The sequence below is a fragment of the Cellulosimicrobium sp. Marseille-Q4280 genome (assembly GCF_943181405.1).
Lineage (GTDB): Bacteria > Actinomycetota > Actinomycetes > Actinomycetales > Cellulomonadaceae > Cellulosimicrobium.
Map to the genome: position 1 here is coordinate 717,018 of NZ_CALPBY010000002.1, position 17,902 is coordinate 734,919.

General features: G+C 69.7%; 22 protein-coding genes and 2 pseudogenes. 14 read left to right on the plus strand and 10 right to left on the minus strand.

The window, feature by feature from the left end:
- Positions 1 to 10 precede the first annotated feature (10 nt).
- Positions 11 to 745, minus strand: a complete 735-nt coding sequence (locus NFS20_RS07960; protein WP_285821111.1) for an HAD family hydrolase — start codon at positions 743 to 745, stop codon at positions 11 to 13.
- A gap of 115 nt (positions 746 to 860) precedes the next feature.
- Between NFS20_RS07960 and NFS20_RS07965 the strand changes: the two genes are divergently transcribed.
- From NFS20_RS07965 to NFS20_RS07980, 4 genes are all read left to right on the plus strand, one after another.
- Entirely contained in the window at positions 861 to 1,091 is a 231-nt protein-coding gene (locus NFS20_RS07965) for a helix-turn-helix domain-containing protein (RefSeq protein WP_251151184.1), read from the plus strand.
- Positions 1,092 to 1,229: 138 nt separating this feature from the next.
- Entirely contained in the window at positions 1,230 to 2,372 is a 1,143-nt protein-coding gene (locus NFS20_RS07970; RefSeq protein WP_251151185.1) for a tyrosine-type recombinase/integrase, read from the plus strand.
- Positions 2,373 to 2,741: 369 nt separating this feature from the next.
- The gene (locus tag NFS20_RS07975; protein WP_251151186.1) at positions 2,742 to 2,987 is read left to right on the plus strand and encodes a hypothetical protein; all 246 of its coding nucleotides are present in this window, start codon (positions 2,742 to 2,744) and stop codon (positions 2,985 to 2,987) included.
- Positions 2,984 to 3,232 (plus strand): DUF2637 domain-containing protein, encoded by a 249-nt coding sequence (locus NFS20_RS07980; protein WP_353050433.1) that lies wholly within the window; start codon positions 2,984 to 2,986, stop codon positions 3,230 to 3,232. Before NFS20_RS07975 ends, NFS20_RS07980 begins: the two co-directional genes overlap by 4 nt.
- Here NFS20_RS07980 and NFS20_RS07985 read toward each other — a convergent pair.
- Entirely contained in the window at positions 3,229 to 4,224 is a 996-nt protein-coding gene (locus NFS20_RS07985; protein ID WP_251151265.1) for an IS481 family transposase, read from the minus strand. The genes NFS20_RS07980 and NFS20_RS07985 overlap by 4 nt on opposite strands.
- Positions 4,225 to 4,369: 145 nt before the next feature.
- On the opposite strand from NFS20_RS07985, the gene NFS20_RS07990 reads away from it, so the two are divergent.
- The 5 genes and pseudogenes from NFS20_RS07990 to NFS20_RS08010 all read left to right on the plus strand — a co-directional run bounded on the left by NFS20_RS07990 (position 4,370) and on the right by NFS20_RS08010 (position 9,220).
- Positions 4,370 to 4,552 carry a GNAT family protein gene (locus tag NFS20_RS07990; protein ID WP_251151187.1) on the plus strand — a complete coding sequence of 61 codons (183 nt, stop codon included), beginning with the start codon at positions 4,370 to 4,372 and terminating at the stop codon, positions 4,550 to 4,552.
- Between the two features lie 128 nt (positions 4,553 to 4,680).
- Positions 4,681 to 6,039, plus strand: a pseudogene (locus NFS20_RS07995) (IS701 family transposase).
- Between the two features lie 138 nt (positions 6,040 to 6,177).
- Positions 6,178 to 7,896, plus strand: coding sequence for an AAA family ATPase (locus tag NFS20_RS08000; RefSeq protein WP_251151188.1), 1,719 nt, complete (start codon positions 6,178 to 6,180; stop codon positions 7,894 to 7,896).
- 180 nt (positions 7,897 to 8,076) lie between these two features.
- Complete coding sequence (locus NFS20_RS08005) at positions 8,077 to 8,355, plus strand: hypothetical protein (protein WP_251151189.1); 279 nt, start codon at positions 8,077 to 8,079, stop codon at positions 8,353 to 8,355.
- A 64-nt stretch (positions 8,356 to 8,419) separates the two neighbouring features.
- A complete protein-coding gene (locus NFS20_RS08010) occupies positions 8,420 to 9,220 on the plus strand; it encodes a DUF5677 domain-containing protein (protein ID WP_251151190.1) in 801 nt (266 codons plus the stop codon).
- Positions 9,221 to 9,277: 57 nt separating this feature from the next.
- Here the strand turns inward: NFS20_RS08010 and NFS20_RS08015 are convergent, their stop codons facing one another.
- Both NFS20_RS08015 and NFS20_RS08020 read right to left on the minus strand, forming a co-directional pair.
- Positions 9,278 to 9,538 carry a hypothetical protein gene (locus tag NFS20_RS08015; protein WP_251151191.1) on the minus strand — a complete coding sequence of 87 codons (261 nt, stop codon included), beginning with the start codon at positions 9,536 to 9,538 and terminating at the stop codon, positions 9,278 to 9,280.
- Between the two features lie 120 nt (positions 9,539 to 9,658).
- Positions 9,659 to 11,053 (minus strand): HNH endonuclease, encoded by a 1,395-nt coding sequence (locus NFS20_RS08020; protein WP_251151192.1) that lies wholly within the window; start codon positions 11,051 to 11,053, stop codon positions 9,659 to 9,661.
- Between the two features lie 218 nt (positions 11,054 to 11,271).
- Between NFS20_RS08020 and NFS20_RS08025 the strand changes: the two genes are divergently transcribed.
- Positions 11,272 to 11,610 (plus strand): recombinase family protein, encoded by a 339-nt coding sequence (locus tag NFS20_RS08025; RefSeq protein ID WP_251151193.1) that lies wholly within the window; start codon positions 11,272 to 11,274, stop codon positions 11,608 to 11,610.
- The gene (locus NFS20_RS08030; protein WP_251151194.1) at positions 11,589 to 11,864 is read left to right on the plus strand and encodes a helix-turn-helix domain-containing protein; all 276 of its coding nucleotides are present in this window, start codon (positions 11,589 to 11,591) and stop codon (positions 11,862 to 11,864) included. Before NFS20_RS08025 ends, NFS20_RS08030 begins: the two co-directional genes overlap by 22 nt.
- A gap of 28 nt (positions 11,865 to 11,892) precedes the next feature.
- Here NFS20_RS08030 and NFS20_RS08035 read toward each other — a convergent pair whose 3' ends face one another.
- Positions 11,893 to 12,147, minus strand: a complete 255-nt coding sequence (locus tag NFS20_RS08035; protein ID WP_251151195.1) for a hypothetical protein — start codon at positions 12,145 to 12,147, stop codon at positions 11,893 to 11,895.
- Here NFS20_RS08035 and NFS20_RS08040 point away from each other — a divergent pair.
- Positions 12,146 to 12,871, plus strand: coding sequence for an 8-oxoguanine DNA glycosylase OGG fold protein (locus tag NFS20_RS08040; RefSeq protein WP_251151196.1), 726 nt, complete (start codon positions 12,146 to 12,148; stop codon positions 12,869 to 12,871). The two genes, NFS20_RS08035 and NFS20_RS08040, sit on opposite strands and share 2 nt — an antisense overlap.
- A 376-nt stretch (positions 12,872 to 13,247) precedes the next feature.
- The gene (locus tag NFS20_RS08045; RefSeq protein ID WP_251151197.1) at positions 13,248 to 13,469 is read left to right on the plus strand and encodes a hypothetical protein; all 222 of its coding nucleotides are present in this window, start codon (positions 13,248 to 13,250) and stop codon (positions 13,467 to 13,469) included.
- 3 nt (positions 13,470 to 13,472) lie between these two features.
- Here NFS20_RS08045 and NFS20_RS08050 read toward each other — a convergent pair whose 3' ends face one another.
- The 5 genes from NFS20_RS08050 to NFS20_RS08070 form a co-directional block, all read right to left on the minus strand.
- Positions 13,473 to 13,775 carry a hypothetical protein gene (locus NFS20_RS08050; protein ID WP_251151198.1) on the minus strand — a complete coding sequence of 101 codons (303 nt, stop codon included), beginning with the start codon at positions 13,773 to 13,775 and terminating at the stop codon, positions 13,473 to 13,475.
- 990 nt (positions 13,776 to 14,765) lie between these two features.
- A complete protein-coding gene (locus tag NFS20_RS08055; protein ID WP_251151199.1) occupies positions 14,766 to 15,524 on the minus strand; it encodes a restriction endonuclease in 759 nt (252 codons plus the stop codon).
- Between the two features lie 81 nt (positions 15,525 to 15,605).
- Complete coding sequence (locus NFS20_RS08060) at positions 15,606 to 15,803, minus strand: helix-turn-helix domain-containing protein (protein ID WP_251151200.1); 198 nt, start codon at positions 15,801 to 15,803, stop codon at positions 15,606 to 15,608.
- A 408-nt stretch (positions 15,804 to 16,211) separates the two neighbouring features.
- On the minus strand, positions 16,212 to 16,994 hold the full coding sequence (locus NFS20_RS08065) for a hypothetical protein (RefSeq protein ID WP_251151201.1): 783 nt from the start codon (positions 16,992 to 16,994) through the stop codon (positions 16,212 to 16,214).
- Positions 16,991 to 17,455 (minus strand): hypothetical protein, encoded by a 465-nt coding sequence (locus NFS20_RS08070; protein WP_251151202.1) that lies wholly within the window; start codon positions 17,453 to 17,455, stop codon positions 16,991 to 16,993. The genes NFS20_RS08065 and NFS20_RS08070 overlap by 4 nt, the downstream gene beginning before the upstream one ends.
- Before the next feature lie 160 nt (positions 17,456 to 17,615).
- Here NFS20_RS08070 and NFS20_RS08075 point away from each other — a divergent pair.
- A pseudogene (locus NFS20_RS08075) lies at positions 17,616 to 17,902 on the plus strand (AAA family ATPase); the annotation flags it as partial.

Here is a 17,902-nt window from a genome sequence, read left to right on the forward strand (position 1 = left end):
GGACCCGCCGTCAGCGGCTGACGGGCATGAGGTCCACGGGCTCGCCGGCGACGAGTCGTGCGAGCAGGTCGAGGTCGACCAGCTCGAGGGACGGCGTGCGGCTCAGGCCGGGAGCCGGTTCGACCGGGACCACCGCCTCGACGCCGAGCGTCGCGGCGCCCGAGGCGAGCGCGGACGCGATCCCCGCCGGCGAGTCCTCGATCGCGACGCAGCGCGCGACGTCGACGCCCAGGCGCTCCGCCGCGAGCAGGTACGGCTCCGGGTCGGGCTTGCCGCGCTCGACCTCGTCCCCGCACACGAGCACCTGGAACGCGTCCGCCGGCGCGAGCGCCGCGACGGGTTCCGCGAGCTCGCGGTAGGACATCGTCACGAGAGCGCACGGGACGCCCGCCTCGCGCAGCGACCCCAGCAGCTCGCGCGCGCCCGGCTGCCACGGCACCTCGACGCGGACCTGGTCGATCACCCGGCCGATGAGGAACTGCACGATCTCCTCCACGGGCAGGTCGACGCCGCCGCGCTCGCGGATGATCTGCGCCGAGGTGAGCAGCGGGTTGCCGACGAGGGACATCGCGTCCTCATGGGTCCAGGTGCCGCCGTGCGCGTCCACGAGCTCGTGCTCCGCCGCGATCCAGTACGGCTCGGTGTCGACGAGCGTGCCGTCCATGTCCCACAGCACGGCGGCGGGCAGACCCTCAACTGGTGCGGCGCCCTGACCTGCAGAAACGTCGTTCAACGAGAGGGTCAACGTGTGCTCCTGTAGTCGCGGTGCATCAAACGGTGCATCAAGCGAGGGTATCGGCAACGCCCGGCATAGAGGTCGGGCAATCTGGACATCGGCGTTCGCCGCACATATACGACCCATGACGAACAACACCATCGCGCCCAAGATCAGCTCCTGGGCGGAGCTGTGGGCGACCGACCGCGAGGTCCTCAACGTAGGCGAGGTCGCCTCACTCTTAGGCGTCGATCCGAGAACCGTCTCCTCGTCTGTCCACGCCGGCGAACTGCCCGGCACCCGCCTCGGGCGCCGACTGCTCATCCCTCGCGCTCCGCTGCTCGACCGCCTGGGCGTCAGGGCACCCGCGGCATGAGCGCCGAGGAGAAGATGTCGCGACGCAGGTACGGCGAAGGATCGATCTCCCTACCGGACTCGCACCGGTGCGCAGCGCTACCGCATCCAGTGGTACGAGCCGCGCGACTTCAAGAACCCGGAACGCGGTAAGCACGCCGTGGGCAGGGCCGGCTTCCTGACTGAGGACGAGGCGCGCCTAGAGCTCAAACGCCGCCAGGTCGCCCTTGCCGATGGCAAAGCCAGGCCGGCATCGGGCGACAAGTTGACTTTCGACACGTACGCGCGGAGGTGGCTGGCCGGTCACTCCGTCGGAGAAAACACGCGCGCGTACGTCTCGCGGGTCATCGACGACGTCGAGTCGCATATTGGACGCCTGCGCCTGGCCGACATCCTCCCCAGCGACCTCGCGGCGACGTACCGCGCCTTGGAGGCAGGTGTCGGCCGCGCATCCACAACGAAGGGCGGCGGTCCTCTCGCGCAGTCAACCGTCGCGCGCTACGCGGGCTGGCTCGTCACCATCTTCAACGCCGCGATCGAGGATGGCTTGATTGCCAAGAACCCAGCCTCAAACCGGCGCTCGGGAAGACCCAAGGGCTCAGTGGCCAAGCGCAAGAAGCCGATCGTGGTTTGGACCCCCGAGCAGGCCAGGCACTTCTGCTCCTGGGCGAGCGCCACGCAACAGCACTGGGCGGACGCGTACGAGATCCTCGTCCGCACGGGCCTGCGCATCGGCGAGCTGTTCGGACTCGAGTGGCCGGACATCGACCTGTCCCGCGCGACGTTGACGGTCGCTCGACAGGTGCGGACAGTTCCCGGGAACGGTGAAGATCGGCAGCGGCTCGCTCCGCCCAAGGGCGGGCGAATCCGCACGATCCGCCTGGACAACACGTCGGTACGCATCTTGCAGGAGCTCCGCCGCAAACAGATGTCAGCTCAGCAGAGCCCTCGTCTCACGCGTCACGCGGTGTTCATCGACCGCCCAGGGGCGAAGGCCACCAAGGCTGCCTTTCTGCACGCTCTGCACCGCGCTCAGGACCAATACGCGGCAGCGCACCCAGACGTGATCTTGCCGCGGGTGTGCACGCACGACCTGCGGCACACCCACGCGTCGCTGCTGCTCAGCGCGAACATCGACATCAAAGTCATTCAGGAACGTCTCGGACACGCCACTGCCAAGCTCACACTCGACACCTACGCGCACCTCATGCCGAACGCGCACCACACCGCGATGAGCAAGCTGAGCAACATGCTTGACGCTCTGCCGGGGAGTGAAGACGTGGCAGGCCGTGAGGTCACCTAGCGGCTAGACACCACGCCGGACTGTCTTGTCAGAAGACCGCGCCAGGTGCCGATCGCCAACGCTCGTCGGAGCTGCGTCTGACCACTCAAATCACTCCCCCACATGCGCTCTGCGTACTTGCACCGGACAAATTCCTCGCAGCGCCGGGTCTATGAACTTCCCGCCCGTGTCGGCGATGCGTCGTCTGGCGCAAGAGCGTGACGTCGAGCCGGGAGGCGTATTGGTGCGTGGCGTTCCAGCGCGTAGTACCCGTTCGTCGCGGCTGTGGGTAACCGAACTAAGGTTGCGTCTCACGCGAGCGACGTAGTTAGCAACGAGAGGCCCCTATGACCAGCATCCCTCCGCTTCACGTCCGCCACGTCTTCTCGCGTGCGTCCGCGGCTCGAGGCCGACCTGACCACCGCGCGCGGCGATCTGCTCCTTGAGCGCGACCTGATCCTGATCGTCACGATGCTCGGCGACCGGGTCCTCACCCCGCTCGCCGTGATTGCTGTGCAGCAGGAGCTGCGCACCCAGGTGAGCGCCGGGATGATCACCAGCCCCGAGCACCTGATCGACGAGGCGATGACATCCATTAGCCTCCGCTCAGTGATGCTGGGCGAGCCGCTGGCATGAGCCGGCGCGCACGTTGCGCGCCGCCAGTCACGCGCGCGGCGCTCACCAGCGCGCTGGTCGGCACCGCGGTGATCGCCGTCGGCGCGTTCTGGCTGGGCTTCTACGCGCTCACCGACCTGGCGCTGCGCTCCGACGTGCCGCGCGAGCAGGCGTGGGTGTGGCCGCTCATCGTCGACGGCGTGATCATCGTGTCGACCGTCGCGGTGTTCGCGCTGCGCGGTCACTCGCGAGCGATCACGGCCTAACTGTGATGTCCAGGGAGGTTGGTCAGCCGGCTGACCGGTGGCTGGTTGCCGATCGCGCTGTGGAGCCTGTGGTGATTGTAGAAGTGGAGCCATCCGGGTAGCGCGGCGCGGCGTTCGGTCTCTGAGGCGTAGAAGCGGGCGTAGGCCCACCCGTCGGCGAGCGTGCGGTGGAAGCGTTCGATCTTGCCGTTGGTCTGCGGGCGGTAGGGCCGGGTTCGCTTGTGCTTGATCCCCAGCCTTGTGCAGGCGTCGCGCCAGGCGTGGGAGCGGTAGGCCGACCCGTTGTCGGACAGCACCTGCTCGACGTGCACCCCGCGTGCGGCGAACCAGGTCACGGCGCGTTCGAGCACGTCGACCGCGGTTGCGCCCTTCTCGTCGGACCGGATCTCGGCGTAGGCGAGTCGGGAGTGGTCGTCGATCACGGTGTGCAGGTAGGCGGTGCCGATGCTCGGGTTGCCCTTGGCCGTGCGGCCTGTGCGTAGAGCGGTTGCTGCTTGGTTCCGGTAGCCCTGTTGCCGCCCGACGTAGCGCCACCCGCCCCCGTCGGGGATATTGCCGAACTTGGTGACGTCGACATGGATCAGTGAGCCGGGATGGTCATGCTCGTAGCGGCGCAATGGTTCGCCGGTGACCCGATCGATCCGGGTGAGCCGGTTGATCCGGCACCGCACCAGCACCGCATGGACCGTGGAGGCGGGCATGTGCAGGCGCCCGGCTATCTGGACCGGTCCCAACCGGTGTCGCCACCGCAGCCGCACGACCTGCTTGACCAGATGTTGCGGGGTGCGGGTCGGGCTGTGGTGCGGGCGCGAACTGCGATCGGCCATCCCGGCCACGCCCTCGGTGCGATATCGCTCGGCCCACTTCCTCGCGGTGCGGGCCGAGACCATGAACATCTTCGCCGCGGCCGTGTAGGTCCAGCCGGACTCGACGACCAGCCGCGCCAGCCGCAGTCGTGTTCTCGGGGTGAGCAGGGCGTTAGCGTGTGACACGAAGGCCTCCGGCGGGTGGAAGTGGTTCCTCGACAGCTCCACTTCACAACCGGAGGCCTTCGTCATCCGGTAACCCGCCCCCGTGTCGTCATCACGGGATCCGGACAACCTCCCTGGACATCACAACTAGGCGCGAGGCGAGGGCGTGGGTTCGGCGCTGCTCGCCGACGCCGTCGCCCGCCATGGCGTGACCCGAGTGGACGTGAACGAGCAGAACCCTGGCGCGCTCGGCTTCTACCTACACCGCGGCTTCCAGGAGGCGGGACGCAGCCCGCTCGACTCCGACGGTCGGCCCTACCCGATCGTGCACCTGCGCCTACCCGTCTGACACGTGCGACTTAGTACTACAACTGTAGATTGTGACCGTGACCTGCGGTGATGCCGTGAGACGGGGTGGACGCAGCGCGGCTACCGCGTCAGGGTTCGTTGCTTGTGTGGAACATATCGCCCGTGGCGGTGGCCGCGGAACACAAGGTAGCGGCCAGTAGGTGGGAAGCGGAGTTCGCGTCTGCGGTGGGACGGGTATCGGGCCGGTTCGCCCGGCGTGAGCCGCTCGCCCACGCGCGCGATCTGGTTGCCGGGCTGGTCGCGCCGTTGGAGCGCAAGAACTGTTGGATGATCGCCGAGCACGCCGGTCACGCGAGCCCGCACGGGCTGCAGCACCTGCTCGGGCGGGCGGTCTGGGACGCCGACGGTGTGCGGGACGACGTTCGCGAGTACGTGCTGGACCATCTCGCCGACCCGGGTGCGGTGCTCGTGATCGATGAGACGGGGGACCTGAAGAAGGGCACCGCGACGGTCGGGGTGCAGCGTCAGTACACCGGCACCGCGGGACGGATCGAGAACGCGCAGGTTGCGGTCTACCTGACCTACGCCGCGCCGGGCGGGCACGCGTTCATCGACCGGGCGTTGTATCTGCCGAAGTCCTGGTGCGACGACGCTGGTAGGCGCCGGCGGGCTGGCGTCCCGGACTATGTGCGGTTCGCGACCAAGCCCGCGTTGGCCGCGGGGATGATCGAGCGCGCCGTCACGGCTGGGACCCCGGCGTCGTAGGTCGCCGACGACGAAGTCTACGGCGGCGACGCGAAGCTGCGCGCCGCTATCCGCGGCCACGGCATGGGGTATGTCATGCAGATCGCCGCCACCCGACAGGTGGCCTCCCGGGCCGGGAAGCTGCCCGTGCAGGATCTGGCAGCGAGCATGCCCGCTGCGGTGTGGCAGACATACTCCGCCGGCGAGGGATCCAAGGGGCCGCGCTACTACTCCTGGGCCCTGATCAGCATCGAGCCCGAACCCGAGGCCCCCGACGCCGCCACTGACGAGAACGAGCCAGCCACGGGCGGTGAGCAGATGCTGCTGGTGCTGGTGCGTCGCAACGACGCCACCGGCGAGCTCGCCTATCACCTGTGCCACGCCCCGAGGCCGGTGCCGATGCGCACCCTGGTGCGCGTGGCCGGGCAGCGGTGGCGCATCGAGGAGAACTTCCAGGCGGCCAAGGGCATGGTCGGGCTCGACCAACACCAGGTCCGACGCTGGGACTCCTGGCACCGGTGGACCACCCTGGCCATGCTCGCCCACGCGTTCCTGACCGTCCTAGCCGCCACGATCCGTGACGCCGAGAACGACCAGCACGGCCTGATCGCGATCACCGTTGCCGAAGCACGCCGCCTGTTCACCACCGTCGACGTCGCCACCCGCGATCTCCATAACGTCCTGGCCTGGTCCAGCTGGCGAAGACGACACCAAGCCCGAGCCCGCACCGCGCACTACCACCGTCGCATCACCGCAGGTCACGGTCACGATCTACGGCTGTAGTACTAGCCATCGGCAGCCCCGTCAACGGCAAGCCGATAGCCTCTGATATGTCACATTGATCGGATTTGGCTGCCGTGCTTGTGGGTCAGCGCCCTGGGCTCAACTGTCGTTGTCCCTCCTGCCTGGCATGCTGCACACGTGGACCAACTGCTGGGCATCGGCGTCGAAGGCTATCGATCGTTCAACCACGGAGCGGCACAGTATCTCGCGCCCATGGCGAAGGTTAATCTCGTCGCGGGCCAGAACAACGCCGGGAAGTCGAACCTGCTGCGAGTCATCGCCGGTTCACTGCCCGGAGCGCCGCGTGAGTCGCAGTCGCACCCCCTCGACGTGCCGGTGGGCACAGGGGCCGATGGCGGCCCTACCTGCGTGTCGATTGCGGTGCCGACAGCTGCGTTCGCTGAGGCTCTCCGAGCCCGCGTCGGGTCCGGGTTCGATACGAGTTATGTCGCTGCGATGGCTGTTCGGCTTCAAGAACTGCTGGGGCTGCCGGGACTCGAGGAGTTCCTCTGGTACCGGTACGTCTTCAAGAATCCGGGGCTCGAGCTCGACACCGAGTGGATCCTCGAGCTTGATCGGGCTCAGACGAGCAGCCATCGGGACGACTTTCGCAACCTGTCGTCCGCAATTCTCAACAGCTCTGGCGGCCCCTCGCACGCAGACCTCGAACGAGTCCTCAAGACCATGGACCCCGTCGGCGCCCTCCCCCGCGCCGCCACAATTTCTGCGTATCGTCGAATCGAGGCCGGCGACCAAGAGGCGTCCCTCGACGGTTCCGGTCTCATCCATCGCCTCGCTGACCTCGAACGGCCAGAGGCAGTCGGCCACGACGAAGAGCGCGCGAAGTTCGATGCGATCCAAGAGTTCACACGAAGCGTCCTCGACGATCCCGGACTCACGCTGACAGTGCCCACGACCCGAACCACTATCAACGTCCGCCTTTCGGAGGGCGGAGTACTCCCCCTCGAGCACATGGGCACGGGCATCCACCAGGTCGTGATCCTTGCCGCGGCCGCGACCCTACTAACGGACACCGTCGTGTGCATGGAGGAGCCCGAGATCCATCTCCATCCGTTGCTGCAGCGCAAGCTGCTGAACTACTTGGCCCACGAGACGACGAACCAGTACGTCATCGCGACTCACTCGGCGCACATGCTCGATGCCGATGTCGCGTCGATCTTCCATCTCACCCACGAATCGCGTTCCGGTACGAGGCTCACCCGGGCAGCTACACCCGCCCAGAGGGCAGGGATCTGCGCCGATCTCGGTTACCGCGCCTCGGATCTTGTGCAGGCGAACGCGGTCGTCTGGGTCGAGGGCCCCTCTGACCGGATCTACATCCGCAGGTGGATCGAACTCCTCGACCCGAGCCTGATCGAGGGGATCCACTACTCGATCATGTTCTACGGTGGCAGGCTCCTCAATCACCTCACGGCCGACGACCCCGATGTCGATGAGTTCATCTCCCTGCGCAGACTTAACCGCCAGGTTGCGATCCTGATCGACTCGGACCGGAGCAGGCGTGGAGCGCGGCTCAACGCGACGAAGAAGCGTGTCGTCGACGAACTCTCGACCGAAGGGTTCGCCTGGGTGACGCACGGCTACACGATCGAGAACTACGTGCCCTTCCAGGACTTCCAAGCGGCGGTCACGGCACGGCACGGTGGCGCGCACCTCGAAACGGTAGATCGGTGGGGCAACCCTCTAGCTGCGCCGGCCCTCACGGGTGTCAAGCAGCCCGACAAGCTTGGAATCGCCCGCGGCGTTGCCGAGCGCTGGAAGCCGGACACCACGTGGCCGTATGACCTGCGAGACAAGGTCCGCGGTCTGGTCGACTTCATCCGCGCCGCGAACTGACCAACACCTGGTGCTGGTGGTACTGGCCATACCCTCACCCGCCCAAGCGCAGCGACGCTCGCCGGCGACTGCCCCGCTCCCGGAGCCGGTTCAGGCGGACGTCGCGGCCCTGCCCGTCGAGCCGTCCACGATGGAGGAGTTCTCCGGCATTGCCGGCGCTTCAACACGGAGATCGCTGCGATGGAGAATGCGAGCCGCCGGGCGTTCCTCGTCGCCCGTGCGCATTCTTTTTTCAACGGCACGCTGGAGCAGATGAAGTGGTCGGTGCTGCCGCTCGCGATCCCGGATGGCGGGGCGTTCGACTCGACCATCGCTCCGTCGCGTGAGGGCGCGCTGGCGCTGGCTGCTCCGATGTTCGCGGCATACCCGGACGTGCCTGTGATCGGCCGATCACCCGCTCTTGGGCGGCCGGTAGGTTGCCGCGCGATCAGGAGCGGAGTGGGTGCTTTTTGGGATTGACCAGCCTCGCACTTGCCACTTGCTCCCCCCGCATCGCAAGCGCGGTGGCCGGTAGGTTCTCCCCATGTCGATGAAGCTCGAGGGCCTGCGGTCGCGAATGGACGAAGTCGTCGCCACGTGGGACACAGACGCCGGTACGATCGCTCTGCGCACGCGCGAGCACCACATGCTCGGCATCATCGTCTTCGGACTCACCAGCCACTGCCACCACCTCGCGCGCGGGATCCGCGCACTGGACGATGCGGGACAACACCAGGCGACAATCCCACTCGTGCGACAGCTGATCGAGTGCGCTATCACCGTGCTGTGGATCGAGTCCTACGGAGTGCGCGCCGCCCGGGCGATGCTTGGCGAGTACGCCCAGAACCGGCAGCAGACCTTCACCGAGTACGTCAAGAGCGGCGGCGACCTTGACGAAGACACCCTCGCCACCACGCAGCAGTACCTGACCCAACTCGAGGACGAGTTGAAGTCCTCCGGGCGCAAGTTCCGCGAACGCTGCGAGGACCTCGAGGGCGGGATGCGCATCTACGCGTTCTGGCGGATCGCCTCGAGCCAGTGCCACGCGTCGACGGCGATCGCCGACCTCTACGTCTACGAGCAGCCCGGCACCGAGGCCGGTGTAGTCCTTTCGCCGAACCCACGTCCCGGCGCACACGAGGCGTGGATTGGCACCAGTCTGACGATGCTGGTACTTGCCTCCCTGGCTGCCGACCGGTACGACCCAGGGCGTCGGAGGCGGTCCCGGCTCAAGGCGATCGCACGCGAGCTCGGCACCCTCACGCGGTGGGGCAAAACGGCGACGGGACTCGCTCGCGAGGCCGCGTATGATCGCGCGCAGCGGCAGCGATCTCGGTCCGAGTAGGTCAGCGCCGACCCTAGGGGCGGGCGGCCCTCCCGGCGCTGTCCCTACACGCACGACTCAGTGGCCAACTCGCGCCGTACAGCTGCCAGCGGCGCTTCGCGCAACGCACGTCGACAGCGGCACTGTGGCCGCCCTCGTCGTGGCGGTCAGCATCCCCGGGTAGTCCTTCGCGATACATCCGGGGAGCCCGAGGCCGACGTCTGCGGCGACCTCGAACTCGATCGTGGCAGCGTCGCCGCCTTCGGCCTGGATCTCGTCGTGGTGAGCCTCGATGTACGCGGCCGCCTCGGCGTCGCTCATGGCGTCGGTGTTGCCCATCGCCAGCCCTCCCCCTCCTCGGCCGCCGGGATGGAGCCGGCCCTCCGCGCGCATCGATGGCTCGGTCTGGCAGCGTACGCCGCGCCGAGTCGGTCGCACGGGCCGCAGTGTGCGTCGCTGTCAACTGGCGGCCGGCCGGTCTCCCTTGGCAAGGTTGCATCTCCAGTGCGCGAGCTGGGTGTTCTCGGGCGTGTGCTGACCGCCTCGGGCGATCGGTACGCGGTGGTCAAGGGTCGCGCACCCCTCGGACGGCCATTCGAGCTCGCGGTCGACCTCCCCGCCGCAGATCCCGCAGACCCAGTCGTCACGCTCGAAGACTGACCAGGGGTCGAACAGTACGACGTCGCGGGGCTCGATGCCGAAGGCGATCGCGCGGCGACGGAAGCTCGCTGAGGCGCGCACGGCCCGCGCACGAGCGCGCTCGAGCTCGGCGTACCTCGCACCCTTGCGGTGGCCTCCCCAGGTGCTGCCGAACGAGTGCGCACTCCACGTCCAGCTGGCGCCCTCCTCGTCGACGTCGCGCACGTGCTCGACGCCGAAGTACCAGGTGGTCCCGTCCACCTCGAACTCGACCTGCACGTTCCTGCCGTTCCCCCACCCGCGGCGCATCCAGCGCACGTCGTCGGCCTCGTGCACATGACCGTCGACCGCGCCGCTCGCGCCCGTAGAGTCGAGGGCGATCGCGGCCCACACGCCCGTGCGGCGGTGGCGCGCGACGTGCACGTCCCACCCGGTCGCCAGGGCCGAGGCGATGCCGTCGCGGCTGGACGTCTCCTGCCAGGCGAACTCAGTCAGCGGGACGTACTCGGTGAGCTCGCCGTCGCGCTCGAGCACCTCACCGACCACCGGGTGCGCGAGCTCCGCCCGCGGCAGCACGTCGGGCCCGCCGGGCGCCGTCATCGCCACCAGGTCACTCACGTCTAACCGCTCGAAGCGGCGCACATCGGTGAACACGGGCGCCGGCGTCTGCTTCGAGGCGGTGAAGGGAGGACGCAGCGGACCCGAGAGCCGAGACGCGCGCGGGGGCGCGAGCAGGCGCATCCCGCGCTCGGCTGCGAAGGTCGCGACGGCAGCATGCACCGTCTCCGGCTCGGCCAGGGAGACCATGATGTCGTCGAACCAACCGCCAGGGCTGCGCACCCATGCCCGGACCCCGAGCTGCCCGACGTCGAACTCCGCGAAGGCTTGGACGAGGTGAAGGTGGTGCCACCAGATCGTCCCGAGTCGTCGACCGTCGAGCGCAGTCCCGATCAGGCGGTCCTCGTCGTCCTCGGCGCCGACAGCCAGGACGACGGCGTCGAGCTCGTCCGGGGCGAAGTCGTCTGCGTCGTAGACGTCGGCCATCGAGGTGTAGCGGAACAGGCCAACCTTGCGTCGGCAGCCGACGACCAGAGCGTCGTAGGTCGTCTGGTCCATCTGGCCGTCCAGGGTCAGCGCCCGCGGCACGCGCGGGTTCGCCGGCAGCAGCCACAGCCCGGTGCGCTCATCCCGCACCAGCTCGCGCGTCGTCGTCACGAGCGTCAGTATGGCCGCACGGCAGACCCAGCGCCGACCCGCACCTCGCGAGACCCGCCGCTACCCCGGGGGAGGCGTCCGGTTCCAAGGTAGTGGGACGCCGTCGGGCCGGCGCCGGCCCGAAGGCGACACGCCGCGCGGACCGTGTCCTAGAAGTCATCCCACAAGTCGCTGTCCCGGAACTCGCGCTGTCCCCCACTTCCGGTACGGTCCACCGCATGCTCCTGGGGTACGGACGGATCTCGACCGAGAAGCAGGACCTCGCGCGCCAGCTGGACGCGCTCGCCGGCGCCGGGGTCTCTCCCGAGCACACCTACGTCGACCGCAAGTCCGGGGCGACCACCGACCGCGAGGGCCTGCAGCAGATGCTCGCCTACGCCCGCTCCGGCGACGTCATCGTCGTGCACACCCTCGACCGGCTCGGGCGCAGCGTGCGCGACACGCTCAACATGCTCCACGACCTCGGCGAGCGGGGCATCGGCCTGCGCAACCTCGCCGACCCGATCCGGTCGACACGAGCGACCCCGACGACCCGATGGCCCAGCTCTCGGTCGTGATGCTCGCGCTGTTCGCCCAGATGGAGCGCACCTACATGCTCGAGCGCCTCTCCCACGCCCGCGAGGTCGCCGCGGCTGCCGGCAAGCAGGTCGGGCGTCCGCGCACCGTCACCGACGAGCAGATCCGCTACGCCACCCACCTGCGCGACGACGAGGGCATGACCCTCGCGGAGATCGCCGCGGAGACCGGCATCCCGCGCACGACGCTGAACCGCCACCTGCCCGCCCGTCCTGAGGGCGCCGCCTCTGCCTGAGGCGCGCTCGCCCTGGGGCGCCGGTGGCTCAGGGGAACAGCGTCGAGAGGAACGGCAGCGCGATGCTGACCGCTGCCGCCGCGGCGAGGATCACGACGACCGTGCCGAGGATCCACCGCAGCTCACGCCGTCGTGCTTGCCTCGACCGCTTCGCCATGCCGCCACCCTCCCACGCGCGACGCACGTCGTTGCGGTCACCGATCAGCACGGGCTCGCTGTCGCCTCCTGCTCCACCCACCATCTGCCCCCGCAGGTCAGTCCCCGACGCCAGGATGGGCACCATGTCCTCCACGCACCCCTTGCCGCCCGCCCTTGCCGACCTGGTCTCCGCTCGCGCTGGCGACGAGCCGGCCGCAGTCCGCTTCCGCCCCCGCACCTGGGACGCCGCACTGGCCGACGTGGAGCCGGCCATCCGCGCCGTGCTCCGCGACGACGCGATCACCGGCGAGAGCGTCCGCGTGAGCGGCGACCGCGTCGTCGACCGCGACGCCGTGCTCAAGGTCGCCACGAGCACCGATCTCGACGACGACAGCGGCTTGCTCCGAGCGTTCCTGCTGGCCCAGGTGTGGGGCTCCGGCACGTCCGGCGGCCGCACGCTCCGGCACACCGCCACCGCCTTCGCCCACCGCGAACAGTTGGTCGCTGCCCTGCGCACCAGCGCCGACCGCCTGCGCACCGCCGCTGAGACCAGGGCGCTGGCCGACGCCTACGCCGGCTGGTCCTGCCCGGGCGTCGGGCCATCATTCTTCACCAAGTGGTTCACCTTCGCCGGGCGGCGCGAGGGCCGCGCCTGGCAGCCGCTCATCCTGGACCAGCGGGTGTACCGGTCGCTCAACGGCCCGCTCGACGTCCGGCTGGTCGACCTCGCCGGACACCCAGCACGATCCGCTCGCTACCGGGCGTACGTCGACGCCATGCACGCCTGGTCCGCCGAGCTTGCCGTCGCCGCCGATCGGCTGGAGTGGATCCTGTTCGTCGACAACGGAAGAGGCGTCACGAGGTCGTAGGAACTGATCACGGACCTCCTCTGCCTCGATCGGGCGCTTAGACGTCTCGCCGCGTTCGTCCAACGGCCCGTTGGACGAACGGCCCCGGGCTCCGACGCCGAGCGGCACGGCTTCGCGGGAATCGTCCAGCGGCCTGCTGGACGAACACCCGGCCACGATGCGGGGCCGTCGGAGCGCCTCACGGCAATCGGCCAACAGCCTGTTGGCCGAGCACCTGGCCGCGGCGTCGACGAGCTCGCGCCGTTCGTCCACCAGGCCGGTGGACGAACGCCGCGGCGCACAGGCACAGGCGCTGCGCTGCGACGCCCCCACGGGCTCATGGCTTCATGCGTTCATGCATTCATGAAAACCTGATCCGTCCGCACATCCGTGGTGCATGGACATCGACACCACGGCGGTCGCGCGCCGCCCTCTTCGCTTCAAGCCCCTCGCCGCGCTCGCGTGGGTCGGGCTGCTCGCCTCGCTGATGTGGTGGGTGCACGACACCGTCGACAGCGGCTGGCCGATCGTGGCCACCGCGGTGTGCACGCTCGCTGTGCTCAAGGTCGTCGACGACGCCTGGGTCGTGCGCGAGCAGCGTCGCCTCGCGCGCCGCTGAGCCTCAGTCGGCCGCCAGCGCCATCGCGACGAACGGCGCCGGGTCCACCTCGGCCCCGCGCCGGGCCAGCACCGTGTCCGTGCTGATCCGCAGCCGGCGCCCGTCCTCGAGCACGAGCAGCGCCGGCCACGCCACCGCCCGGCGCGCCTCACCATCCCCGACAAACCGGGTCGGGCGGTCGCGCGCGACCAGCAGCTTCTCCACCACGCCCCAGCGCGCGTTGCCGTACCGCTCGTACAGCGGCGAGACGACATCGCCCCGCTTCACCTGCCACGCCTTCGGCCGGGCCGCGGCGGTGCGCTCCATGTAGAACTCCGCGACCGCGTCGGCGACCGGCCCGCGCGGGTACCGGCGCCCGACGCCGTTGCACGCGAAGCAGCGTGAGTGCCCGGCGCCGCGGTTGTACGCCTACCTGCCCGACCCTCGCAGCGTCCGCACAGCACGGTCGGGAAGCCGTACTCGTCCGGCTCGGTCTCCCCTGCCCGAGCGACGGCGAGTTCGACGTCGGTCTCACCGCGCGCTTGCTCGGCGAACCGACTGCCGCTGCGCGCCCTCCGGCGCTCGGGCAGGGGTTAGCGGGCACGTGCGCAGCGCGGTCGGTGCCCTGCAGGGCACCAACTCGGAGGGCAGTGACGGCTTTCTTGGGCGGCGAGCGCGGATGTCATGGCTGCCAGATGTGCGCCAGCTGGTCATCGGCCGCCGGCCCGGCGCTCAGCGCGAACGTGCCGGGGCCGCACATCTACCCGCCATGAGCACCACCGCCACCATCTCCTTCCGCCGCCCGGTCGCCTGGACCGACGAGCACGGCGAGCACTTCGGCATCACGATCGGCGACGACGTCGACGGCCTGACCCGCGTGCGCGAGTACGCCTCGGGCACCGAGCGGACGGTGCCGGCCGCTTCCTTGCGCCCGGGCAAGAGCCCGCAGCGGTTCAAGGTCGACCTGTGCGCCGAGCTCGCCGACGGCTGGTGGGGCCGCGGCTCCAAGGCGGTGCGGCGTCGGCTGCTGGCCGAGGCCGAAGCGCTGCTGGGCGATCTCGAGACGTCCGCGGTCTCGATCGCCCCGACGACCGAGGGCGGGCTGGTCCTGGAGTGGACCGACGCGCACGAGTGCGGCTGCAGCGCCGACCTCGACGTCGACGGATCGATGTACCTCGTGATCGCCGACGGCGACCTCGTGCTCGCCCAGGCACGCTCGCTCTACGACCGGGCGACCCTGGCCGCGTTCGTCCGCGGCGAGTCCATGCCCTCCGCCGCCGCCCACGCGGCCCGAGGGCCGGAGCGCCCGGCTCGGGGCTACTGCTTACCGCGCCGGATGTGGCGCAGGAGACGAACACGCCGTACGCGCCGGATCAGCCACAGCAGGGCGAACGATCCGACGGCAAGGCCGAGCGGCAGGGTCGCGACGATGAGCTCGGCGTCCGGGTTGGTTCCTGCCACGGCCTGACACGAGATGCCGACAGCCCCGATCACGCCGACCACCCCGATGACCAGCAGCGCCTTCTCGAGCCAGTTGGCGAGCTGGCGCATGGACTCGGCCGTCTCGCGCCTCCGCTCCTCCGGGCTCAGCCCTTGGAGACGCTCCCGCTCCGCGCGGCTGGCCTCGGCCGCATCTCGGAACGCAACTCGAAAGGTGCCGCCAGTCGACGAGCTCGACGGCGCAGCAGGCTCCTCGGCGCGGATGCGCTCGACGAGGGCGCGGGCGTGGCCGTTGACGGGCGTGACCTCCCCACGCACCGAGTAGATGAACAGGGCCATGCCCATCCGGTCGGCGTACTCCTGACCGGCGACGGAGTACCCGCTGGCCGAGTAGTAGGCGAGGGCGACGTCTTGCCGCTCGCTCGCGCCGGCGAGCCGCTGCAGCAGCGGGCGACCGACCACCGCGGCGATCTGCTTCACCTCGGCGAGCACCTGGCTGCCGCGGACGTCGACGCCGCCGTCGCCGCTGGCGGCCGTCACCTTCGCGTCGGCGAACCCAATCTGGCGCAGGTGCCAGGCGGCACATTCCTCCGCCTCGCGCGGACTCGCGATGTGCTCCCCGGGCTGCCACGTCACGCCAGGAGGGTACCGGCGGCCTGAGCCGCAGCGGGCCGCTCTCAGGGTCGGCGCGCCGAGCGGCGTCCGCCAGCCCCGACATCAGCGCGGCCGGTCGGCCACGGGCTGAGCACCACGTCCGCGCCGCGGCGTGCCCGTGCGGTCCAGGCTGCGACGCACGGCCGTTTGCGTGCGGCCGGTGAGCTCGCCGATCTCGCGAAGGGACCGCCCCGCCGCGTACTGCTCGGCGACGAAGGAGTCGAACCGGCGCAGCTGGAACGGGTTGTACCCGTTCTTCACGTCGCCCGGAATTGCGGCAGCACCTCGAGCGTCGGGCGCGACGGGTACGACATGGGCGCGAGGGTAGACGACCCGGGGCGCGACGGACCTTCCCGGTACCGTCGCAGTGCCAGTTCGACCGGGACCGCAGGAGGGGCGCATGGCCGCAGTCAAGAGGGCGCACCTCGACCAGGTGCGTCGCCGCTACGGCGTCCCCCGCGCGCCGCGGTGCGCGGATCACGTTCGACGGCCGACCCGGCACCATCGTCTCGGCGAGGATGGGCGGGCTCATGCTTGGCGTCCGGTTCGACGACGCCGCGGACGTCGTCGAGCAGGTCCACCCCACGTACCTTGTGCAGTACGACGGCGAGCCGCAGGCAGGCTGACCGACCGGTTCGTGAACGCGGCTCGCGAGGGCGGCCACAGCGCCTAGGGCGTCGTCAGCTTCGCCAGACGCACACCGAGCTTGCTCGTCGCCCTCTGCCCCGCCGGAAGGTGCGCTAGGTACCGCTCGAGGACCTCGATCTCGCCGTCCTTGTCGCCCATCTTGCGCAGGACGATCGCCGTCTGCTCGGTGTACCACGGCGCGGGCGCCCCGCCGATCAGGTCGCCCTCGGCACCTTGAATCGCGGCGTAGCAGAGCTCGAGCGCCTCATCGAGGCGCCCTTCACGCTTGAGCTGCTTGATGGGCTCGACGAGCTCGAGGTAGTGGACGCCTTGGACCATCCCGGACTGGAACTGCGCGGCGCGGTGCCCGCCGCCCGCGACCGCGTCCGCGACCATCTCTCGGGTGCGGGCGTGGTCGGCCGCAGCCCGCTCCTTGGTCGTCATCGGGGGGAGGTTCTCGGCCGAGTGGGCCCAGCGGGCGGGCGGCTCGTCGAGCCACACCCACGCCTCGACCCGCAGCTTGCCCTCGGACTCTGCCCAGGCCACCTGCACCGGAACAGCCTGTGCGGCCCCCACGTCAAGCGTGGTCGTCCGGGCGTAGCCAGAGGTTAGCGCGCCGATGTGCTCGCCGTCGACGAGCACCGCGACCGCGTTCGGGTCGACCGGGTTAGTCGGGTCGCGCTGCAGCACCGCGGTGTCTTCGAGGACGCCGTGCCCACCGAGGCCGCGCCGACGCACGAGCCCTTGTGCTCCCGCGGCGGCGAACGTCGTCGTGCCGGCCACTTTCGTCAGCGGGCTCAACCCCAGCGAGATCGAGTAGGTCACCGTCGGCTCCGGGCGGGACTGCGGCTTGGGACGCGGCGCAGGTGCGCGCTCGAGGTCGGTGCTGGGCTCGGTTCGCTTGCCGAGCAGGCGCTGGAGGAATCCCACGGCGTGATCGTTGCACGCGCCGCCGGATGTGGGTAGCGGGTCACGGGGCGAAACCGCGCACGCCGCCGTGCGGTCAGGCGGGCGTGCGCGAGCTGGCGGGCGGGCTGGCGCTTGGCCAGCGCTTTGGCACGCACTCCGACTCGCTCGGTGACGATGGCGATGGCGATGGCGATGCTGGCCACCGAGGCGACGTCGTCGGTCTCCTGGTGGGTGACCGAGGTGTCGTAGCCCTGGCCGAGCACCGGGTCCAAAATCTCGGCCTTGCGGTGCTGGACGCGCCGCAGGTGCTCGTCGAGCGTGCCGGAGGCGATTCCCTTGGGCAGGACGAGTCCGGGCCGATGCATGATCCGATGCATCAAACCCGCGCTCCATCGCCGTGTACGGTGATGCTGCTCATTGAGTTCTATACAGAACGGTTGGCCGGATTCCGCGGTTCTATGCGTCTTCCTGCACGAAGTTGTACCGACCGAAGTGACGCTCGCCTTCCATGTCCCACAGGACTGCGGCGGGGAGCCCGTCGCGGGACACGGGCGCGGGGGCAGGGCGGGGGAGGCGGCGGAGGCCGCAGGAGACGCAGCCCCCGGGACGGGAGACGGCCGGGACGACGTGGAGCTGGCGAAGGCGAACATCTTGTTGATCGGTCCGACGGGGACGGGTAAGACGTATCTGGCGCAGGCGTTGGCGCGGATGTTGAACGTGCCGTTCGCGATCGCGGACGCGACGGCGTTGACGGAGGCGGGGTATGTGGGTGAGGACGTGGAGAACATCCTGCTGAAGCTGGTGCAGGCGGCGGACTTCGACGT